General features: G+C 45.6%; 19 protein-coding genes and 1 pseudogene. 5 read left to right on the top strand and 15 right to left on the bottom strand.

Going from position 1 to position 21,437, the window contains the following annotated elements; all coding sequences use genetic code 11:
- Together EAO37_RS06340 and EAO37_RS09645 are read left to right on the top strand one after the other, a co-directional pair.
- The coding region (locus tag EAO37_RS06340; RefSeq protein WP_346427018.1) for a phosphoethanolamine transferase at nt 1-1,720 on the top strand (1,720 nt) is incomplete at its 5' end.
- A 3-nt stretch (nt 1,721-1,723) separates the two neighbouring features.
- A pseudogene (locus EAO37_RS09645) lies at nt 1,724-2,137 on the top strand (hypothetical protein); the annotation flags it as partial.
- A gap of 78 nt (nt 2,138-2,215) precedes the next feature.
- Here EAO37_RS09645 and EAO37_RS06335 read toward each other — a convergent pair.
- Complete coding sequence (locus EAO37_RS06335) at nt 2,216-3,079, bottom strand: site-specific integrase (protein ID WP_120952489.1); 864 nt, start codon at nt 3,077-3,079, stop codon at nt 2,216-2,218.
- A gap of 111 nt (nt 3,080-3,190) precedes the next feature.
- On the opposite strand from EAO37_RS06335, the gene traF reads away from it, so the two are divergent.
- Nucleotides 3,191-4,591, top strand: coding sequence for a conjugal transfer protein TraF (traF, locus tag EAO37_RS06330; protein ID WP_120945383.1), 1,401 nt, complete (start codon nt 3,191-3,193; stop codon nt 4,589-4,591).
- Nucleotides 4,592-5,724: 1,133 nt separating this feature from the next.
- Here traF and EAO37_RS06315 read toward each other — a convergent pair.
- The 12 genes from EAO37_RS06315 to EAO37_RS09285 form a co-directional block, all read right to left on the bottom strand.
- Nucleotides 5,725-6,012, bottom strand: a complete 288-nt coding sequence (locus EAO37_RS06315) for a hypothetical protein (RefSeq protein WP_120952480.1) — start codon at nt 6,010-6,012, stop codon at nt 5,725-5,727.
- 44 nt (nt 6,013-6,056) lie between these two features.
- Nucleotides 6,057-6,515 (bottom strand): PBECR2 nuclease fold domain-containing protein, encoded by a 459-nt coding sequence (locus EAO37_RS06310; RefSeq protein WP_120952477.1) that lies wholly within the window; start codon nt 6,513-6,515, stop codon nt 6,057-6,059.
- A 220-nt stretch (nt 6,516-6,735) separates the two neighbouring features.
- Complete coding sequence (gene hemC, locus EAO37_RS06305; protein ID WP_120952474.1) at nt 6,736-7,695, bottom strand: hydroxymethylbilane synthase; 960 nt, start codon at nt 7,693-7,695, stop codon at nt 6,736-6,738.
- On the bottom strand, nt 7,685-8,050 hold the full coding sequence (locus EAO37_RS06300) for an FxsA family protein (protein WP_120952471.1): 366 nt from the start codon (nt 8,048-8,050) through the stop codon (nt 7,685-7,687). The genes hemC and EAO37_RS06300 overlap by 11 nt, the downstream gene beginning before the upstream one ends.
- Complete coding sequence (locus EAO37_RS06295; RefSeq protein WP_120952468.1) at nt 8,050-9,783, bottom strand: proline--tRNA ligase; 1,734 nt, start codon at nt 9,781-9,783, stop codon at nt 8,050-8,052. The genes EAO37_RS06300 and EAO37_RS06295 overlap by 1 nt, the downstream gene beginning before the upstream one ends.
- Nucleotides 9,783-11,093: a glutamyl-tRNA reductase gene (hemA, locus tag EAO37_RS06290; RefSeq protein ID WP_120952465.1), complete on the bottom strand. Its 1,311-nt coding sequence runs from the start codon at nt 11,091-11,093 to the stop codon at nt 9,783-9,785. The genes EAO37_RS06295 and hemA overlap by 1 nt, the downstream gene beginning before the upstream one ends.
- Nucleotides 11,093-11,980, bottom strand: a complete 888-nt coding sequence (locus tag EAO37_RS06285; RefSeq protein ID WP_120952462.1) for a polyprenyl synthetase family protein — start codon at nt 11,978-11,980, stop codon at nt 11,093-11,095. Before EAO37_RS06285 ends, hemA begins: the two co-directional genes overlap by 1 nt.
- Nucleotides 11,980-12,342, bottom strand: coding sequence for a hypothetical protein (locus EAO37_RS06280; protein ID WP_235852988.1), 363 nt, complete (start codon nt 12,340-12,342; stop codon nt 11,980-11,982). Before EAO37_RS06280 ends, EAO37_RS06285 begins: the two co-directional genes overlap by 1 nt.
- A 37-nt stretch (nt 12,343-12,379) precedes the next feature.
- Nucleotides 12,380-12,646: a DUF2018 family protein gene (locus EAO37_RS06275; protein ID WP_120944389.1), complete on the bottom strand. Its 267-nt coding sequence runs from the start codon at nt 12,644-12,646 to the stop codon at nt 12,380-12,382.
- Nucleotides 12,647-13,087 (bottom strand): DNA starvation/stationary phase protection protein, encoded by a 441-nt coding sequence (locus EAO37_RS06270; RefSeq protein WP_120944387.1) that lies wholly within the window; start codon nt 13,085-13,087, stop codon nt 12,647-12,649.
- A 99-nt stretch (nt 13,088-13,186) separates the two neighbouring features.
- Nucleotides 13,187-14,542 (bottom strand): FAD-dependent oxidoreductase, encoded by a 1,356-nt coding sequence (locus tag EAO37_RS06265; protein WP_120944385.1) that lies wholly within the window; start codon nt 14,540-14,542, stop codon nt 13,187-13,189.
- 149 nt (nt 14,543-14,691) lie between these two features.
- Nucleotides 14,692-14,847, bottom strand: a complete 156-nt coding sequence (locus EAO37_RS09285; RefSeq protein ID WP_162982981.1) for a hypothetical protein — start codon at nt 14,845-14,847, stop codon at nt 14,692-14,694.
- A gap of 113 nt (nt 14,848-14,960) precedes the next feature.
- Here EAO37_RS09285 and EAO37_RS06260 point away from each other — a divergent pair, with 113 nt between their 5' ends.
- Nucleotides 14,961-16,901, top strand: coding sequence for a hypothetical protein (locus EAO37_RS06260; RefSeq protein ID WP_240451755.1), 1,941 nt, complete (start codon nt 14,961-14,963; stop codon nt 16,899-16,901).
- Nucleotides 16,902-16,962: 61 nt separating this feature from the next.
- On the top strand, nt 16,963-18,807 hold the full coding sequence (locus tag EAO37_RS06255; protein WP_120952459.1) for a hypothetical protein: 1,845 nt from the start codon (nt 16,963-16,965) through the stop codon (nt 18,805-18,807).
- Nucleotides 18,808-19,295: 488 nt separating this feature from the next.
- Here the strand turns inward: EAO37_RS06255 and bioV are convergent, their stop codons facing one another.
- Together bioV and EAO37_RS06245 are read right to left on the bottom strand one after the other, a co-directional pair.
- Nucleotides 19,296-19,853, bottom strand: a complete 558-nt coding sequence (bioV, locus tag EAO37_RS06250) for a pimelyl-ACP methyl ester esterase BioV (RefSeq protein WP_120952456.1) — start codon at nt 19,851-19,853, stop codon at nt 19,296-19,298.
- Complete coding sequence (locus EAO37_RS06245) at nt 19,853-21,355, bottom strand: AAA family ATPase (protein ID WP_240451754.1); 1,503 nt, start codon at nt 21,353-21,355, stop codon at nt 19,853-19,855. Before EAO37_RS06245 ends, bioV begins: the two co-directional genes overlap by 1 nt.
- Between the last annotated feature and the right edge of the window lie 82 nt (nt 21,356-21,437).

Below are 21,437 nucleotides of genomic sequence, written 5' to 3'. Positions count from 1 at the left end.
GGAATACAGCAAATATTGGGAAAGGTTGGCTGTGCGCTTAGATAACCGCTTCTTTTTGATGTGGCTAGCCCCAGTGGTGGCGAGTTGTTTCTCTCTGGATGTGCACATGGGGGGGTCTTTGATGCGCCATGTGCTCAAAGTCGCCTTCTATGGCTTCTTACTTTTTTACCTATTTTATTTTTTAGTGAATCCCATTAAACACAAAGGTCTAGTTCAGGGGTTGAAAACCACAATGCTCGTTTTCAGTCTTTCCTTTGCTTTTATCGACTTCTTTACCTCCTATTACTTTAGCATGGGTTTTAACCAAGCACTAGTAGACACCATTTTAGCCACTAATGCAGAAGAAAGCTATGCCTTCTTTGTGGGCATGGTCATGCCCCATTGGGGAATTATAGGGGCGTGTTTGCTTTTTTGTTGGGTATTTTTATACACAGTGCGCATACAAGTACAACTTAGCTACTACCAATCTAGCCTCATTCTTGCGCTTCTGCTAAGCGGTATTGCTTTGCACTCCATCCGCACAGGTTGGAATTTACAACAGGGGGTAAAAGGGTATTTTGTTAATCTTATCATTGCAACGCACACCACTCCCATCATCAAAGAAATGAACACGCTTTATAATGCCTTTCAAGATCGCCACCAAGTCCAACGCATTTATAAAAGTTTCAAACAACCTTATCCAAAAGGGTATACAAAGCTCGAATCTAACAGCGTGCCTAATGTAGTCCTTATCATCGGAGAAAGCGCGTCTAGGAATTTTATGGGAGTTTATGGCTATAGTGTGCCTGACACGCCCTTTTTTAGTGGCTTAGTAGAGAGAGAGAGAGAGAGAGAGAGAGAGAGAGAGAGATCACAAAATTTATTTGTCTTTGATGATGTGATCTCAGCTTTTGCAAGCACCATGGCCGTTTTTCAAGTTTTGTTAAATTATAGCGATCATGAAAACCGCACTGAACCTTGGTATAAACAGAAGAATTTAGGCGATATTTTTAAACTTGCTGGCTATAAAACCTTTTGGTTGGATAATCAAGAAGAATCAGGCTCCAGCAATGCCTATAGTCTCATTGCCCGCCGCTTTGATCGCCATGTCTACACCCAAATTTCTTTTAAAAAACTTTACGATTTAGCTTTAGTAAGCACCTTTAATACCCAGATCAAACCCCAATTAGGGACTCAAAATTTTATTCTCTTCCATCTCATCGGTAGCCATGTGCTCTATCAAAACCGCTTCCCCAAAGCTTACGCCAAGTTCACCCCGGCAGATATTCCTTACCAAGGTTTGCACATCAAAGATGAGAAAGACAAACAGATCGTCGCGGATTATGTCAATTCACTTTACTACACCGATCATGTTTTAGAAGAAATCTTTAAACTCTTTGAAGACAAGGACGCGTTAATTATCTATCTCTCTGATCATGCCCAAGATATTTTTGAGAGTGCTTCTACTTATGGGCATAAATGCTCTGCCTATGGTGTAGAAATCCCCTTTGTGATCTATGTTACTAACACTTTCAAACAAAAACACCCCCAAAAAGTGCAACAACTTGCCCAAGCGGTGCACAAGCCCTTTATGAGCGATGATCTGATTCACACCCTTTTACCCTTAGTGGGAATTCACACAAAGGATAATATTGAGAGCAAGGATTTATTGAGCCCGCAATTTGACACCCACAGAAAAAGAGTGTATTGCGCAAATAAGTTTTATGAAAAAACACCCTAAGATATGCCACTCATAGGGCGGGAAAACTTTAGCCCCGCTGTAGTGGATTATTTGCTAGAGTTTAAGGGGGGTAGTAAGAAAATCGCCATTGAGCTTTTAGAAGAGCAAAAAGCCCTAGAATGGGGCTTTAAGCACCCTGCAGATGTGCGCCGCACCATTGATAAAAGCGAGATACTCCATGTGCTAGAGCGGCACGGAGAGAATGGGACAATCAAACGCGCAAGAGAACAGCCCGCTGTAACTATAGAGGACATCGCCAAATACCCCCAATACGCCGATGAAGCCGATGTAAAAGTATTGGGCAACAACCACGCAGGGGAAGTGATCATTAGTGGGAAACAAATTGATGGGCATTATGTGGTGGTGGAGCAAATCCGTAAGGGACAAAATGAATTAGCTTTTAAAACGATGTATTTTGAGCGGGGAGACTTACGCAGTAATCCTGCCTTTGATTCGGCAATGCTACAAGAGCACCCCAAGCACCCTAGTTATGAGCTAGGACTTGGGCAAACGACCGATACAAAGGTTCCACAATCTCAAAACATACTCCTTGCCACTGCTAGGGAGCAGGTGCGCGTAGCGCATTGTCTGCTTAATGTCGCGGTGGTTGAGCAATTTAGAAATAATGTGTATAGGTGTGCCTTGGATGGCTAAATGACTCGCAAAAGTGTGGCGCAAAGTATGCACCACCACTTTAAGAGGTCTTGGAGGTGTGGGCGTGTTGAATAAAGAAGCAAAAAGTTTAGAAAGCTTTGTTTGCACGCGAGAAAAAGCCCCCGCCCTAAAAATCCCCTCTTGATTCTCCAATCTCTCTAAATGTCTTTGTAACAATTCTACACACTCCCCACTCAAAAAGCCCATATACACACTATTACTCTTAAAATCCTTGAGGCGCACACTTTGGGCATTTAGATCAATGTCAATTTTCTTAATCGCGCACACCCCATGCGCGCGCGCCCCCGTGCTCAAAGACAAAGCCACAAATAACTCTAACTCCCAATCCCCTCTAATGGCCTCTTTCAAGCGCGTAATCTCCTCTACACTCAAAAAACGCTCTCTTTTATCATCAATCTTAGGAGGCGCGACATTCTCCATCACCTCCAGTCTATCTATTCCAAAATGACTCTTCGCTAGTTTCAGCCCCGCTTTGAGCAACATATACAAAAACGCCCTAAAACGCGCACTCTTGCCATGAAATTCTTGCAAAAAGGACTCTATCATCAAGGCGGTGAGATGATTAAGAGGGACATCCCCAAGTCGTGCCACAATCTGGGCGCAATAGTACGCATATGCGTGGAGTGTCTTAGGGCGCACCTGTTGGGATTTAGCAGAGAGAAAAACAGGATAGACCTGTGCCAAAGTAGCAGAACTTTGTTGCTTAATGTGTTTTCAACCCATCAATGTTTTCAAAAGCCAAAGCTAATGGCTAAGGATTATGCTATCATTACCCAAATCTTTCAAAGGTGTTTAATGTCTGTTAGTAAAACGCTAATTTGGTGCACTTTAGCCTGTGTGGGTGCAGAGGCTTTAGAATTTGGTGAAATGGGGAATACCAGTTTTGGCATGGGTGGGGCTGGGGTTGCTTTAGAAAACTCGGCTTGGGGGCTGTATTACAATCCGGCTTTATTAGACATGGATGCGCGCACCAAGCTAGGTTACAGCTTTGGCATGGGAATTAGTGAGAAAAATATTCTGCCATTAGCTTCTACAGCCCTAGAGAATATGAATTTAAGTAACCTCGATATTTCTAGTCTGTTATCTGGCTCTAGTCTGCGGAATTTTATGAGCGGGAAGAGTGTTAGTATTAGTGCCGCTCAAGGTCCAGCCGCACAAACAGCAGTGCAAGCCGCTAATGCCTTACAAAGTTTTTTGTCGTTGAATGGTGTAAATATGAGTTCCCAAAATGGCATTGTGGTGCAGATTCACCCTAAACTTAAAAAAGTCAAAGGTGGGATTGGGACTTTTGGGGTAGGTATTTTTGCTAGCATCTTTGCTGGAGCAAGTGTAGTAACTGACCCGCGCTATAGGCAGCTCATTGTAGGTCCCATAGGTAATGGTATATACGCTGGTGTAAGTGCAAGCCCAAATAGTCTAACCATCTCTCCAAGTAGCCAAAATGCCTTTATCAATAATTCGCTTCTCTCTCCCTATGCGCAAAATGCCGCCCGTGTGCAAGCCCTAGCCATTGGTTCTCTCCCCATTGGCTACGCTAAAGGGTTTGACTTTAACAAAGCGGGCAAACTCTCTGTAGGGGTAACCTTTAGGTATCTATACACTCTGAGTTACGGCTTTGGTGCTTCTGGAAGTGATTTCATAAATAAAACCGAACAATTATTATCAAACTTTTCTTTTAGTCCGCAGGACATGGTGCGCCAAAGCCACTTTGGTCTAGATTTGGGAACAGCTTATCGCATTAAAGGTTTTGCTGTAGGTTTGGTGGGTAAATACCTCAATGCGCCTAAAATCACCTATGCCCACATACCTAGTATGCGTATTGATCCACAAGTGCGTCTAGGTTTAGGGTATCGTTGGAAGTGGCTCAATTTGGCTATGGATTTTGATCTCACCTCTAATAAAATGCTTATGTTGGATAAGCGTAGCCAAATGATTGGGGGCGGAGTGATGTTTAATTGGAAATGGTTCGCGCTGAAATTGGGCGCGATGGGCAATGTTGCAAAAGAAGGGCTACACCAAGGCGTGATTTTGACTGGCGGAATACGCTTGTTCAAAGTACTAGACATTTCTGTGCAGTCTGGCTTGCAAACAGTCGCTCTAGGTGGCAGTGGAGAGGGTGGTTTGTTAGGCAGTCTATCTCATCTTAAAATTCCTAATTACCTAGCCATGCGTATTGGTGGAGGTTGGGAGTGGTGATTGAGGCTTAAAAACTATCTGCATTTGTCTTAAACTATGTAGAGCGCAGAGCTTATGGCGGGTTATTTGGTCTTTGAAAACCCTATGGAGGCTTTTTAAGCAAAACTTGCTAGCACGCTTAAACCACCACCATAGCATTTTGAAGGTTTTTATCGCTTGCGTCTTTATATAGTAAAGGCGTATCCATATCTGTGTGGTGTTAGAGCACGCTTTTTTTAAGAATCCAGCGTATTCCAAGTGTCTTTTTTAGAGCGCGAAAGTGTATTAATGCGCACCCCAAGTTAGGCAAGAGAGAATAAGCATGCGCGTGCCATCAACCACACTGAAACAAAGTGGTGCATTTGCTCAGAGCGGACATGCAATAGCATAAGGGACGCAGGTGTGGTATTACTAGAAACACTTGTTGTAGAGGGGCACCCACGCTCATGAGTATCTTAGACTAGCTAAAGATATTGATAGATTCTTAGGCATTGACAAGGTTAATAGCACGCCAGAATTGGTTGTCCCAGACTGGGATGAGGCACAAAAAGAGCAGGTACGCGCCTTTTTTGAGAAGAACAAAAAGGAACTCTTAGGTTTTTGCCTCAGTGAGTATTTCATCAAGCACCCTGAGTATATCTTGGGAAATGTGCAAATGCACACTGGTCAAAAAGGTTTAGAGCTCACCAATAAACCCAAAGCTTTTTTAGATTTAAAACAAGCCCTTCCCTCATCTCTACCTTGCCCAAAGACATTTACAAGTATAGAAAAACAGAATATCCCAGAGGGCTAGAAAAACTTGGGTCTGATACGATTGCATTGATACACCCACTCGCCAAGTGTTGAAGCGATCTTGACATCACCACAGCTAGAGCAAGTCTTAGAGCTAGGATAGAATGTGTCCGCTATTTTAATTTCTCGCTCATAATAGTGGACTAGCAAGCACCTTAATGCCGGTATTGATGCCTAGAGTGTGGTTATTGATTATGGGTTTATGAGTGCGCCCAAACTCCTCTTGTGTGGTGTTAATATTAGAGCGATATAAAGAACTTAGAGTTGTGTTGCGTTGCGTGATGGTTGCATCATTGATTTTGCCTCTAAATCTAAATTTCTCTGTTATTTTGATTTTAGGTAAGTTAGGCATTTTAAGGTAGTCATTTTATCTCCCTGAATAGGTTTAATCGTATCATCTCACCCTTATTCGCGCCCACAATAAAGCCGTTATGCTCAATGTTATAAGTCTTGGCTCTCCCCACTCTTTTGACTAACTCCCCATTTTTGATAATCTCCCCAATCCCATTACCTAGCTTTTCAGTAGGTGTAACCCCCTCAAACCCCTTAAAGTCATCGATATGCTTTTCTAAGATTTTAGACAAACCCCACCCTTCAGCCTTAGACTTCTTGCCCTTCACATTTCCCCACACCAAATCAATATAGCCCAACCCCTCCCTATAAAACGCCCCTGCTACTTGCCCGTGTTTCTCTTTTAAAGCTTTTTAACCGCCTCTGCACCTTTGCCCTCAAACTCGGCAAAGTTTTCCTCAAAGGCGGGGTTAGATGGGATGTTAAGCGGGGTTGTGCTAGAGTTGTCTGCGAGTTGGCTAGAAAACGCTTTAGCCTTAAAAGTTTCGGCGAGTATATTTGGGGCTTTCTCGCTCAAATGCAACACTTGCCCCTCATTATCAACGATATTATTAAGCCGATTGAGGGTTTTAAACGAATTGGTGCGGATTGTCCATTCCCCATTATTGGCGCGCGCTACACTTGTTAAATAATAAGTTTTGCCCACATCCTTAACAAAAATCAATGCCCCTTCTTTATCGTGCAGGATCAAATCACTTTGTTCTAGAGCGGGTCTAATGTGGGGCAATAACGCCCCTCTCTCCCTTTGGGCTAGTTTTGCTAAACTCCCCTTAGTGAGTTGGATGGTCTCACCCTTTAACACGGGTTCTAAAGCCTTTTGCGCCTCTTGGCTAAAGTTAGGGATAAAGGGCTCATTTAGGCTTTAGCAGGACTCAAGTTTATAAGAATGCCCGAACAGGATGTCTGACTTGGCATCACCAACACCCCCTCTTTAGGGCTCGATCTTGTATCCCCCACACACCAACTTAGGGGAGGTGGCTATGCCAGTTTAAGGAAATTTGGTGGTATTTTGGATATTTGGGTTACTCCGTATTGCGCTTTCGATCCACTTTGGTGGCACTGGTATCTTGTAGCATGGTTTGGGCTAAAATCTCTGACGCGCCTTGTTGCTTGAAACAAGATACTAAATTTTGCACCAGCACTTCAGCGCGATCGCGCACGCCCAACACGCGCTCTTTAATAAAGCTTTTGCCATCTAAAAGCCCCACAATAGCGCGGATTTCTATTTGCTCACCTAGCAAGCGTGCATGCACGCCTAAGGGCACTTGACACCCCCCACCCAAAGCGCGCACAAAATCGCGCTCTATCCCACAGCACAGCGCGCTGTCAGGGTCATTCAAACTAAAGATTTGATCTAAAATGGGGTGATCAGCGCGCATTTCAATGCCTAGCGCGCCCTGCCCCATGCTAGGGATCATCTCCTCTAAGCCCAAGCGCACTTGGTAAGGTAGCTCGATGCCTAGCCTCTCCACCCCTGCGCACGCCAAGATCACCGCCTCAAAATCCCCCTCTTGCAAGCGTTCTAAACGCCTTTGCACATTCCCGCGCAAACTCAAGGGGTCCAAATCTGCGCGTTGGATTTTAAGCTGCATTGCGCGCCTAAGCGAGGTCGTGCCCACGCGCGCATTTTTAGGCAGGGCTTGCAAGTTAGGGTATTTGTAGCTTAAAAAGCAGTCTTGGGGATTAGCGCGCGCGCTCACACAGGCGAGCACTAGCCCCTCTGGCAAATCTACGGGAACATCTTTGAGCGAATGCACCGCTAAATCGATCTCCCCTTCAAGTAGCAAGATTTCTAATTCTTTGGTGAAAAGCCCCTTACCCCCGATCTTGGCTAGGGGCACATCTAAAATCTTATCCCCCTTAGTTTTCACCACCCTAATTTCACTCTCTAAACCCAAAGATTTCAAAAGCCCTTGCACATGCCTAGCCTGCCAGAGGGCTAGAGCACTCCCCCGACTCCCAATGACAATCTTAGTGCCCATCTTTATCCTTGTCTAACACCTCTACATCAATGATCCCATCGTCTCTTTGGGGGGGTTTTCTAAGCCATGCGATGAGCAAAGCCAAGAGTCCAAAGACATCACAGAGCACCCCGGGTAAAATCAAGAGCAACCCCCCAATGGTGCGCAAAAACACTCCCTCCATGAGTTTCAAAGGATCGCGCGTGCTAAAATCTAGGGCTTTTAAAGACCCCTTGAATAGTGCCACCCCACCCACAAACGCGCTCAACACCACCTCCAAAATAAAGGCAAATAAGCCAAAATCCTGCACGACATTGATGATTAAAATCACCTCAACTACGAGGTAAAACACCCCCAAGACAAGCAAAAAGGGCATTAACTCCGTGCCTCTAAGAGGGTAGATACAATCGCCTCGCGCGCGATTATGCGTTTGCTCAAACCCTGTCTTGTGATGAGCTCAACTTGTCCCTCTAGGGCTTGCTTGCCGATGATGAGCGCATGCGAGCAACCAATGAGCTCAAAATCTGCCATCTTAGCCCCAAAGCGATCGGGGCGATCGTCTAGCAAGACATCAATGCCTGCCCCCTTGAGCTCCTCATAAATCTGCGCGCCCAAAGCCTCCAGCGCGCTATCTTTGGGGTTAGCCACCACCACCACCACCTCAAAGGGCGCGCTCGCCTTGCTCCATACACAGCCCTTTTCATCGCTATTTTGCTCTAAAATCGCGCTCATTAAGCGAGTCACCCCAATGCCATAACAACCCATTTCAAAATATTGCGTTTGCCCCTCTTTGTCTAGGTAAGTTGCCTCCATACTCTTAGAATACTTATTGCCTAGCTTGAAAATATGCCCCACCTCAATACTGCGTTGCGCGCTCAAAGCTCCCTGACATTCTGGACAAGCGTCCTCTGGGCGGGTCTGGGCGATGTCTTGGTAATTGAGATTGGCAAAGCTGGACAAATCCACACCCACGAAATGTTGATCCACTTCATTAGCCCCACAGATCAGACAATCTGCCTCTTGCAAATCTATATCAAAAATCACTTCTATATCAGGCACTAAGTGTTTGATCCCATAAGCCCCGATATAACCCACAGGCAACCCCAATTGCGCGATCTCTTTTGCGCTCATCTCCTCTAATTCTAGGGCATTTTGCTGGGTGCTTCTATTAAAGGCATTCAGGGCTTTGGTCTCCTCTAATTGATCGTCCCCTCTTAAGAAAAACACCACCGGGCGCGCCCCCTCATGCAAGCGGGCTTTTTTGATCACCGCCTTCATCAAAAAGTAGGGGGGCACTTTGAAAAACGCGCTGAGTTTTTCAATGGTGGGGGTGTTGGGGGTGTGAAATTTAGCAAAATGGGCTTTGGGGACATTGTCTGGCTCAACGCGTTTAGCGCGCTTGGCAATCTCTATATTAGCCGCATAAGCGCAATTTTGGCACACAATCACGCTATCCTCCCCGCATTCAGCCAAGACCACAAATTCCTTACTCTTGCTCCCCCCAATTGCCCCGCTATCTGCCTCCACCGCGCGAAAATCCAGACCTAGTTTTGTGAAAATTTCGCTATAGGCTGCATGCATGCGCTCAAACTCTCTATCTAGGCATTCTGTGCTGGCATGGAAACTATAGGCATCTTTCATCACAAATTCGCGCGCGCGCATCAGTCCAAAACGGGGGCGGATCTCATCGCGAAATTTGGTGTGGGTTTGGTAGAGATTTAAAGGGAGTTGCTTATAGCTCTTGACATGGGCTTTGATAATTTGGGTGATCGCTTCTTCATGCGTGGGAGAGAGCACACAAGGGTTATTCTTGCGATCTAAAAAGCTCAAAAGCTCCTTACCGTATTGCTCAAAACGCCCACTCTCCTGCCACAAAGACGCGGGCACGACAAAACCTAGCGTGCACTCCTGTGCGCCATAAGAGTCCATCACTTCTTTAATCAGTGCCCTAATCTTGCTTAACACCTTATGCCCTAAGGGCAAAAAGTGGTAAAGCCCACTCCCCATTTGTTGGAGGTAGCCCCCCTGTAGCATGTAGCGGTGGCTTTTAAGGAGCGCATCTTTGGGAATTTCTTTTGTGGTGGGGGCAAAGAGAGCAGAAAAACGCATTAGAATCCTTCCTCACTAAATTCGCATTTGTAGCGGTTAATAAACAGACTCTCTTTACCTAAATTAAACAGGCTTTTAAGGCATTCGCCTAACATGTCGCCCTCAGGCTTGTGAGCGTTTTTTTTAAGGGTGGCACTAGGGTGGTGTAAGAAGGTGTTAAAAGCATTGTGTAAAATACGCGCCACACTCTGCTCATACTCTTGGGGCAAATAACCCTTTTTGATCGCGCGGTGTAACTCTTTGAGGGCTGCCTCTTTAGCTAAGCCTCTTAAATCCTTGATGAGTGGATCTACCTCTAAACTCTGCAACCATTGGGCAAATTGCACGCTAAATTGCCCCACGATTTGATAGGCATGGCGGGTGTCTTTTTGGCGTTGTTCTAAATTATGCGCCACCACCCCCTGCAAGTCATCCACACTATAAAGCCAAATATGGGGCTGTGTGGGGTTTTCAATATTTCTAGGCACAGCTAAATCAAACCACCAACGCCTAAAATCACAAGGGCGTGCCATCTTAGCCGTGATCACACTAGAGGGCGCGCCCGTAGCACAAAATAAGAAAGCATGGGTGTTGATCCCCTGCTCTAACGCGCTGAAGGGTTGTATCTGCAAATTGGGATCGCCCAAATTTTTAGCAAAGTCCTTAGCGCGCTCTATACTGCGGTTGTAAAGCAACACTTCAAAACCCTTAGCTAGCAAGTGTTTGCACACCAAGCGTCCCATCTCTCCCACACCCACCACCACCGCGCGTTTGTCTACTTTTTCTGTATTTAAAATCTCTAACGCCTGTTTGACTGCCACAGAGGCAATAGAGACTGCTTGAGAGGAGATCGCCGTGGCATTACGCACGCTAGCCGCACATTTGAGCGCGAAATGGGCTAGACGGCTTAAGTGTTTGGCGCACAAGCGCGCTTGCAAACAGAGTTTAAAAGCGTCTTTAAACTGCCCGGTGATCTGGGTTTCGCCCACCACCAAACTATCTAAACTGCTCACCACGCAAAAGACATGGTGGATAGCCTGCTCTTTAGTGTGGGTTTCTAAACTCCCTTGCAGGGTTTTTATATCCACTTGTTTGGCGTGTGCGAGGGCTTTAAGCAGGCAAGAGGCGATCTGATCGGGGGTGCGCGCATAGAGATAAAACTCTACGCGGTTGCAGGTGCAGAGCGCCATGATTTCCTCAACGCCGGGGTGTTCTCTTTTGAAATGGGCTAAAAACTCTAATAACGCTTCTTGTTGAAATGCCAGTTTTTCGCGCGTGTCTAAACTTAAGAGTTTGTGGCTAAAACCTAAGGTGAGATAAGCCGCCTGCACTAAAACTCTCTTTCAATCAAGCTAGAGGCTAGCTTTTCTAGCGCGCTATGCCCCTTGATGGCTTGCAGGGCTAGGTGTGCGTAATGATAAATGTGCTCTAAAACTTGGGGAGCGATGTTGTGATCTTCAAATTGCTGGGCGCACCATGTGAGGGCTTGTTCATCGGCGTTTTTAAAGCAGGCTTGTAGATGGGCTTGGTCTTTGGAGTCTAGGTGTTGGTGCAATAAAATATAGGGCAGAGTGCTCTTGCCCTCTTTAAAATCGCTAAAGGCAGGCTTGCCTAAGACTTCTTTGGGTTGGGTGATGTCTAGTAGATCGTCCATAATCTGAAAAGCGATCCCAAAATTTAGCCCAAAAATGCGGTAAGCCTGTGGGTTGAGCCCAGCCAACATGGCTGCGCCCGCACAACTTGCTACCATTAAGGACGCGCTTTTATCTTGGATAATATCTATATAGCGCGCGGTGTCGGTGTGGAACGCGCTAGAGGCGAGCACATCTTTAATCTCCCCCCTAGAGAGCTCCACCACGCTATGGGCGACTAACTGGGCAATATTAATATCTAATTTGGTGAGCTCCACAAAGGCTTTAGCGTAAAAGACATCGCCTAACATGATGGCGTTTTGGTTGCCAAAGGTGTGGTTAATGGAGTCGTGCGCGCGCCTAGTTTGGGCGTTGTCGATCACATCGTCATGCAGGAGGGACGCGCTTTGAATCATCTCAATGATGGCACAAAAGTCTAAAAGCTGGGGGTGTTTAGGGCAGATGGCTAAGATCAATTTGCTACGCAACATCTTGCCCTGCCCTAGCGCACCAGCCATGTGCTCTATGGGCGCGCTTTGCACTTGGGCTAAAAAGGTTTGGATTCTCTGAGCTACTTGTTCTAACATTAGGGCTGTTCGATCCATTTGAGTTTTTCAGAGGCGCGCACGCGTAGAGTGGCAACCTGTTGGGCGGAGTCGAACTTCTTAAAGCTCAGGGCAAAATAGGGCGGAGTGGGGTCAGTGCCCTCGCTAGTGTGGGATTGGGCAACTTCTTTAAAGAGATCGAGTCTGAAAGTGTCGCGCTGAAAATCTAGATAGAGAATAAACTGGTAGGGAAAGTTATTGCATTTGAGATGCACCACCAAACCGCCATCTTTAAAAAGCGTCCAACGCAAGGAGAGGGGTTTTTTAAATGTGCCTAGTTGCAACTCCCCCCTATACACTTGATCTTTTTTGAGATCGAGCAATTTATCTAGGCTCTTTGCCATAGCTATTTGAGCTAAAACAATCAAAATAGCAAAAAGCCTACTCATGCCCCAAAATATTAGCCATTGAGGTTATCACAATATCAATTTTTTTAGCGCGCACGCGCTCTTCTAAGCTGTGATCTAGCCTATATTGTTTAAGCTGGGTCTCTAATTTCTCTTCTAAGCCCGCCTCTTCTAAAAGCAATGCGCTTAAAGCCTGCAACTCCAAGAGTCGCTCTAATTCAGCCCTCACGGGCTTTTGGCTGGCATGCAAGATCACATCCCCCCACTTCTCAATGGGGTCGCCTTCAAAGATTTCCTCCATTTAGGCTAAAGAAGCCTTCAGCATCCAGATAGCTTTTTGCAAATGCCCCAGCTGTTCATCCGCGTAAGCGACGGTAACCTTGTCATCAGTCTGTCCGGCTAAATCTGAGAGTTGCGCGAAATGCTTTTCTAGGTGTTCATAATCCTTCAGCACCGCCTCAAACACTTCTTTAGAGCTGAAACTATGCCTACTCTCCTCTTTGACATGGGCAACTTTAAGGGCTTCACCTAGAGTTACCACGGGCACATGCCCCAGCTGGGTAACCCGCTCGGCTAAGTCGTCAAAGAGTTCGGCAAACTGTTCGTAAACCTCTTGGGTGAATTTGTGCACGGGGTAAAAATCCGGTCCCTTAACATTCCAATGGAAATTATGCAATTTCACAAACAAAACAAGACTATCAGCTTGGAGTTGTTTGAGTAAGTCAACCACTTTTGCTTTCATGAGGCAAAATCCTTTTTGTGTTTATTCTCTAGCCCTAAGCTAGAGCTCCATTTTAGCGCAAAATACCTAACCGTTTGATAAAAGCTTAAGATGGGGGTCTTAAAGCAAATTGAGCCCCTCTATAATGGAAGGGTGGGTGTAAATCATATTTTTAAGGGTGTTAAAGCCGATATTTTGGTTGATGGCTAGGGTAAATAGATTGATAAGTTCGTAAGAAAGTGTGCAGTGCAAGCTAGCCCCTAAAATATTTTGTTGGGCGTTGTCCTCCACTAGCACTTGCCAATGCCCTATGCTATCCTCTACGATCCTTGTGCCTGCAATGGAGGTGCTAGGCAGAGTTTTCAGTAGCACTTTTTTATCCGAACCCTCCATGTCTTTAGCGCGCATGCCCACATGGCTATAGGGGGTTTCTATGTAAAGCACTTCGGGTAAAACTCCGCGGTTTTTAGTGGTGCGGGATTGATCGCCATAGAGATGCCCAAAAGCGATTCTAAAGTCGTCCAAACTCACATAGGTGGTGAACATTTCTCCTCCCTTGACATCGCCTAGCGCGTAGACATTGCCCTCGTGATCAGCATTGGCAATGAGAAACTCGTTTGTAAGGATTTCTTGGTATTTCCCCAAGCGCAAGCCCGCTTTTTCTAGCTGCAAGCCCGCGGTGTTAGGCACGCGCCCGGTGGCTAGCAAAAACGCGTCCGCTTCTAAGCAATGCTCTTGTTGGGTCTGGGTGTTTTTGTAATAGAGCTGGTGGCCTGAAATGCTCTGTAGTTGCGCGTTGCAAATGATCTCTATGCCCGCTTGGCTGAGCGATTCTAAAATACTTTGTTGGAATAGGCTATCTTCTTTGGGCAAAAAACTAGGTCCACGCACCAAGACACTCACCTTAGTCAGACTCTTAGTCCCCGCGCGCCCAAAGAGATTAAACATGCTAGCAAACTCCAGTCCAATATATCCTCCGCCGACAACCACTAGATGCGCGGGCAACATATTGAGTTGCATTAAAGTTGTGCTGTCATAAACCCTATGTGAATTAAGGGGCACAGCAGGGAGCGCGGGGATGGATCCGGTATTAATGGCGATCTTGTGCGCGCTCATTTCTTTACAGCTATCTTTGTGGTAGATCATCAAGGTGTGGGGGTCTTTGAAACTCGCTCTCCCCTCTACCACTTGCACACCCGCCTTAATTAAGGTTTGGTGATTTTGTTGGCGCAAAAAAGCCACTAATTTATTCTTTTCCTCAATGCTGTCCTTATAACCTGTAGATCCCTTTTTGTGGGTAGCCAGATGGGCAAGGAATTTAGAGGGAATGCAACCTATATTGACACAAGTCCCCCCATACATCTCCTTGGATTGTTCCACAAGCGCGACCTTTTTACCTAACTTAGACGCGCTAGTAGCCAAAGTTTTGCCCGCTTTGCCAAACCCTACGACAATCAAATCGTAATCAAATTGCATGTTCGTCCTTCTTTGAGCATAATAAAGCGCATTATAGCAAGATCGCCCTAAACTCATTGTTTGTCTAGCATTTTTATGCCATTGTGCGAAAAATCCCACCTTGTACGATGGATTTGGTTTAAAAGAAAAACCTCCTACTCCAAAAGCTTTTAGCAAGGGTTTCCCATAGAGTCTTTAGGGCTTTCTTCGAACTGGCGTAATGCCTGTCTATTAGTTGCGCCCTCTTCTAGCATGCCTTTAGCCAAATGGTACGCCCGCTTAAACTTTTTAATCGCTTGTTCTAGTTTTTCTGGGGCTACTTGCATGCATCAACTCTTCTGTGGGATAAAGGGGCATTTAGCATGGGATTTAATGGGTGTTTATTTGCCCATTAAACCAAAAACGCTAGAGTGAAACACTTCTTCTCAAGGGGTTGTTGATGGGCTTGTCTTGTCTGGTGTGGGCGATTTCTGTGCTCAAAGAGGTTGCTGTAGAAATTGCTTTTTATGGCAAAGCGTGTTTAAGACTAATGAGTTTTTTCGCAATCTTATATGCCCTGTGTTTGGCATACCTTGTGGCTGAGGAGACAGCAAAGATTAATGGGCAAGCCATCTTGCAACAAAATCACATCCTAGGCAAGGTGGTTAAGTCTGTTGATGCCTATGATTTCAAGGTGCTTGTTGTGGATTACAAGGGCAAATGGGCGGCATGGTGGGTGGATAAAAGAGACCTTGAGCTAGCTAACCAACCACCTTCTTGTTACCCCTATTGTTCGTTCAGTTATGATATTGGCCCAATATACGATGCAATATGGGCACACAACCAAGCCATGCCCTTAAAGATGTATCAACTTCTCATCAGTGGGACAAACAATCTCCGGGAAGACATGCCTATTTTTAAAGAAACTTTGCTTTCTTTAAAACCCTTACAAGGCACGCCTTGGAGGAGTGTTGTCTTTGATGGTCCCAGTGTGTGGCTGATGGACGCAAATACCACCCAAGCTATAGAGGTTGAGCAAGCTTTTGGAGATAATGCCACTCTTTTTAATCAAATCAATACACGCGCCCAAGAATTGCGCGCTAAAAACGCCCCTCTTCTCTTTGGCTCTTTTTTTGAGGTGTTGCCTAAATCCTGCTTGGATACCTTCCCCTCCACTAACCCCCAAGCTCCCGATCTCTATTTGATTTTGAGTTTTGGGCATAACCACAAAAATCTCTACCAACGCACGCAAGAAATCCTTAAAAAATTCCCCACCATTATCAAGCACTACCGCGTGCATGTTTTCCTTATAAACAATGTGGGGGAGTTATCTGCAACTTACCAATACTTCAAAGAAAGATTCCATGCTACCTCTACTAAAGGTGCTTGTAAGATACCACATGGCCCCCTAGAAGAAGTGCCTAAAGGTGCTGAAGAAGTGGGCGATACAAGCAGAGATTGGCAGACCTTTCTCTTTGGCGTTGTAGACAACAGCCGCCACGCACCTGCAAGAAACCCCAATAAAACGGGGGCATATTTACACAACAACAACCCCACCCCCATTATCTATAACCCCAAAATAGGGCTCATCAGCGCGCGCGATTTTTTAAAGAGTTTAGACACTCCTAAACCCCCCACAAAAGCGCAGGGTCTAGATGCTTATAAGATTTTAAAACAGACCACTTTGACCCATGCGCCTTTTCAAATCGCATTATTTCAAGACAAACAAAGCCATGATAAAAGCGTGTGGTTGTATAGCCCACAAGCCAAGCTGTGGTTTAAACCCGGGCGTGTGCGCGGATTGCATAAAGACGATCAAGCTCTCTTGAATGATTTGAAAGAGGAGGCATCAGGTTTTAATTATGTGAAAGCCTATAGCAAACCCCTAAAAACCTTTTTCCAAAAAGCCCACAGCATTGATCTAGTGCCTAAAAATGCACAGAGAGATTTTTACATGATTGTGTCGGCTTCGCCCGATTCTACTGATTACTTTGCAAATATCAATAAAACCCCCATCAACCTAGTTTCTAAAATCCTAGCAAAGGTCCAACAAGGGAATGCAGTGCATATCATTTTAGTGGGATCATTGAACCGATTGCCCGTTTATGATTGTGGCAGATATTTTTGTAATGATGATGACAACACTAGGGTTGCTGAGGCTTGTTTTAATGCAATCAGCAAAGCGCAGGACATTTCTGAAAAACTCAAGATGATAAAAAAAGATTGTGGCATTCATGACGAGGGTGGCTACTATGGCTACTCTTATTTCACAGGTAAAGATCCCGGGAAGAGTGCCATTACGGATAACACCACCAATTTAATAGATGATAGCAATGGCATGTTGGAAGCCCAAGCGTGGAATCATTTGAACGAGCTGTTGCCAGACCCCGACAAAGAGTGAGCTAAGGTCTGTGATTGCTAGACACTTATGATGAATCTTTAAAGCAATAAAGGATTAGAACATGTGCAGAGATATTAAAAAATTACCCAAGTTTTCAAGCACTCTGAAGTGTCTTTTTATCTTATGGAGCTTGTGTGTGGCATGCCTTGTGGCTAAGAAGATACAAGAGATCGATGGGCAAGCTATCCTAGAGCAAAATCACGTCCTAGGCAAGGTGGTTAAGTCTGTGGAAACAAGTCTATATAACGATGGTTACTCTTATAGTCCGGGTTATAAAGCACTGATTGTGGATTACGAGGGCAAATGGAGCGCGTGGTGGATAGATAAACAGACGCTTAGACTGACTAATAAAAGACCAGATAACTACCGTGGTGCTGACCTAGGCAATGACATAGCCGCACACGACCAAGCTATGCCCTTAAAGATGTATAACCTCCTGACCAACACGACAGACTTTGATGTAACTAGCTTTATTGACTTTAAAGAAAACCTGCTTTCTTTAAAACCCTTGCAAGGCACGCAATGGCAGAGTGCTACCTTTGATGGTCCCAGTGTGTGGCTCATAGATAAAAACACCACCCAAGCCATAGAAGTTAAGCAAGCCTTTGGAGATCATGCCACCCTCTTTAATGAAATCAACGCGCGCGCCCAAGCGTTGAGCGCTAAAAAAGCCCCTCTTCTCTTTGGCTCTTTTTTTGAGGTGTTGCCTAAACCCTGCTTAGATCACTTCCCCTCCACAAACCCCAAAGCTCCCGATCTCTACCTTGTCTTAGATTTTGAGACCTCTGATCCTGATTACACAAATCTCTACCAACGCACAAAAGAAATCCTTGACAAATTCCCCACCATTTTAAAACGCTACCGCGTGCATGTCTTTACCCTAAGTCGGTCTAAAACTTACCACCGCCTCAAAGAACAATTCCACGCCACTTCTCTTAAAGGTGCTTGTGATGTGCCCGATAGCCAGCTAAAAAAAGTGGGCAACACGGGCAGAACTTGGGATACCTTTCTCTTTGGCATTGCAGACAAACACAATGATACAGGGGCATATTTGGACAACAACAACCCCACTCCCTATATTTACAATCCTAAAATAGGGCTCATCAGCGCGCGCGATTTTTTAAAGAGTTTAGACACCCCTATAGGGGATAAACCCCCCACAAAAGCGCAGGATTTGAGTGCCTACAAGATTGTAAAAAAGGCTACTTTAACCCATGCCCCCTTTCAAATCGCGCTCTTGCAAGACAAACAAAGCCGTGAGCAAAGCGTGTGGCTTTTTAGCCCACAAGCCAAGTTGTGGTTTAAACCCGGACGGGTGCGCAGGTTGCATAAAAACGATCAAGTGCTTTTGAGCGATTTTGCAGAGGAGGCATCCGCCTATAATTATGTGAAAACCTATGCCAAACCCCTAAAAGCTTTTTTCCAAAAAGCCCATAGAATCGATCTAGTGCCTAGAAATGCCAAAAGAGATTTTTATGTGATTGTGCAGGCTTCGCCTAGCTATGTCGATTCGCTTGCAGATATTGATGAAGCCCCCATCAATCTCACCTCTAGGATTCTAGCAAAGGTCCAACAAGGGGATGCGGTGCATGTCATTTTAGTGGGATCACTCAGCCAATTGCCCACGGATGATTGTGGCGATACATCTTGTGATGGAGATGAAACCACTTGGGCTGCCAATGCTTGTTTCAACGAAGCTAGCAAAGCGCATAATCTTGCTGAAAAGCTTGATATTATCAAAAATTGTGGTGAGGGCGATCCTGATCTTGAAGAGCCCGGGAATAGCGCCATTGGTGATAACACCATCAATTTAACAGACGACGACACGGGCATGTTTGAAGCGCAAGGCTGGAAGCATTTCAACGAGTTTTTGCCCCTAGTTACCAACGATGCCATAAAGCCCTAGCTTTAGCCATGGGGATATAAGGCGTTTTTATCTGAACGCGCGTAAAACTCCGTCCTTTAGGGCGGAGATGTAAGCGCACACTAAGGAAAGAAAAGCTACCCTCGCAATAGGTAAGTGAGATTAGTAAAAACCCGATATGGCAGAGTTGGATACGCTCATTCTAGCCATTAAAACGAGCATAATGACGGGTTACTCGCTAATCTCCGCCCATGCTAATGGGTCTGTAAGTCTTTTGGGAACTGAAACTAGCCTTGCGGACTATAAACAGCAAAGCCTTTCGAGCTTAAGAAACGCTAGTTTCTGTTAGTTAGGAAGCTCCTCCCTTTAAGGAGGGGCGATTCACGCTATAGTCCGCCACAGAGTTGGGGCATCAACTCTTGGAGTAGAGGCTGTAAGACTCGCCTAGTGGGCAAGCCTTGATGATACCAAAATCCCCTAGCTTTAGCTATGGGGAGTATGTCAAAAAATGGAGTCGGTTCTCTGTGATTCTAGCCCCTCTGTTGGCATTTGCGGAGCAAATGGTTAGCCTCCTTAAAGCTCCACACGCAGGCATGATCTTTAAAAAAGACGCGCACGCGTTGGGCATCCATGATCGCATCTTCTAGCCCGATAAAGACTTTTAAGTGCACCCCCTTAGCGCATAAAAATTCTAGTTTTTGAGGGGCATAGTGGTAGTTGAGCAAGGTTTGTAAATCCTCCAAACTGCCTAAATGTGTGTAGCGCGCTAGACTGGGATCTTGTTGCAGTAGCGCGTTCCAACCGATTTTTTCAAAAAAAGCTTGCATGTAGGTGCGCGGATTTTGTTGGTAGGCTTTGAGTTGTAAGTTCTTAAAGGCTTGGCTTTTGTGGGCAAGCATGCAAGGAGCGATCAATATTAGGCGTTGCACGCGCTTGCCCTGCCTGACTTGATTGTAGGCAAATTCTAGCGCGCAAATAGCCCCATAGCTAAAACCTGCTACATCATACAGAGTGCCTTGTTCTAATAGCCACGCAAATAGCCAAGCCTCATCTTGAAAACCAAAACCACTAAAATAACGCCCCACCATCACACAAAGGAGCGCAAGATTTCTTGCAACTGGGTTTTAGAGAGTCTCTCTTTTTCTAAGAGCACCTTAGCCATCGCCTGCACCTGCATTTTAGAATTGCTTAAAAATTCCTTTTGTTCTTTATACAGCGCGCCCAGCAAGGCTTCCATGTCCGCACGATCCCCGATGAATTTATGCCCCATGCCATACTCCTCACACATGCGCTTGGCGATTTCAAAGGCGTGTTTGAGATCCTCTTTAGCCAAGGTGTAGTGTTCTTGAAAAAAGAGTTCCAAGATGATCATCCCGCTTAAATACACCTTAATGCTATTATTCATCTCGCTCTGGCTGCGCACCTTTTGATCGCTAGCCACCAGAAAATCCCCCACCAATAAGACTTTGTCAAACTCTACTTCCAGCCAATACGCGCTAATCGCCTTTGCGCTTTGGTAGAGGGCGTAGAGATTCTTCTCTTGTTCACTCAGAGCGACATGCTTTTTCTTGCCAAAGGCGATCTTGTCCTTAACTTCTAAAATGTCCCTCATGGTGATCACCTGCGCGTTGCGCCTTAGAGCATTGAGCGCGCTCTCATTGACTAAAGACGCTAACATCGCCCCGCTAAAGCCCACACAGATTTTAGCCACCTCTTTACAATCCAAATCATGTTGCTTGTCTTTGAGGTACGAATCTAGAATCTGCACGCGCTCTTGCAAGTCTGGCAGAGAGATGAAAATGCGCCGATCGAAACGTCCACTTCTGAGCAAGGCTTCATCGATCACATCAATTTTATTAGTCGCGCCGATCACAATCACCTGTGAGCTCTCCTCAAAGCCATCCATTTCGGTTAAGAGTTGGTTAAGCGTGGCTTCTCTCTCATCGTTGCGTTGGTGTCCGCGCGCTTTGCCCACCGCATCAATTTCATCAATGAAAACAATCGAGGGGCTAAACGCCTTTGCCTTAGCAAAGAGTTCGCGCACCCTCTTAGCCCCCACACCCACATAAATTTGCACAAACGCGCTCCCACTGTGGTAAAAAAAAGGCACTTTAGCCTCGCACGCCAAAGCCTTGGCGATCATGGTTTTGCCCACTCCCGGAGGTCCCACTAAGAGCACACCCTTAGGCAGTTTGATCTTCAAAGCTTGGTATTTCTTGGGGTTTTTGAGATAATCCACAATTTCATACAGTTCTTCTTTGACTTCCTTAGTGCCAGCCACATCTTCAAAGCGCACGCTAGGCAAGGTGGCGTGCAGGGAGGGCAAGCCCGTGCTTTGGAGTTTGAGCGCGTTGTCATAAGCACTAGGCAGGGGGAGATTCTTCTTGCTCCAAGCAAAGCGCAAGAGCAAAGCCAACACGATGAGAAAAAAGAAGATGATCACCATGTCCAAGAGTTGTTGAGTCGTGTTTTCCTCCTTGAGAATCTCAATGGGGATATTGCTAGGGAATTGCAAAGAATCTTTCCAGCCCACCCGTGCGGTCTTGTAAGTCTTGAAGTCCACTTTTAAGTAGATGTAATTTTCATCCATCTGGATGCTTTGGATTTTATCGGAGTGCAAGAGAGCGTTAAAATCTTGATACTCACCAACTTGACTTGATCCCTGAAGAACA

Source organism: Helicobacter sp. L8 (assembly GCF_003660355.1).
In the GTDB taxonomy this organism is placed as follows: domain Bacteria; phylum Campylobacterota; class Campylobacteria; order Campylobacterales; family Helicobacteraceae; genus Helicobacter; species Helicobacter labacensis.
Note: the sequence above shows the minus strand (reverse complement) of the source record. Positions and strands in the feature narration are given on the sequence as shown.